Annotated in this window: 1 protein-coding gene; it reads right to left on the reverse strand. The window is 68.8% G+C overall.

What is annotated here, in order from left to right; translation table 11 throughout:
* A partial coding sequence (locus tag CJ177_RS46600; protein ID WP_143548841.1) for an FAD-binding oxidoreductase occupies positions 1–369 on the reverse strand: 369 nt, incomplete at both ends.

Genomic DNA, 369 nt, shown 5'->3' on the forward strand with positions numbered 1-369 from the left:
ATGACCTTCGCATTGCGGCGCGCGTGCCGCAGCTGCCCCTTGGACACGGCGGCCATCACGATGCCCTCCTGCTGGTAGCCGCAGTCGATCCCGTAGTGGGTGATGGCGTCCTCGGCGAAGTGCACCGCGTTTTCGGCGTACCGGTAGAGGTCGCGCAGCCGCTCGCGCTTCAGCAGAAAACCCAACAGCTCCGGATCGGCGGCGACCGAGTTCGTGATGTATCCGGCGTTGCGGGAGCTGGCGCCCCAGCCGAGGGTCTGCGCCTCGAGGAGCACCACGTCGACGCCCTTCTCGGCGAGGCGGATGGCGGCCGACATGCCGCCCCCGCCGCCGCCGATCACGACGACATCGCAGTCGATGTCACCGGTC

The organism is Rhodococcus sp. ACPA1 (assembly GCF_002300195.1).
Taxonomy (GTDB): Bacteria; Actinomycetota; Actinomycetes; order Mycobacteriales; family Mycobacteriaceae; genus Rhodococcus_F; species Rhodococcus_F opacus.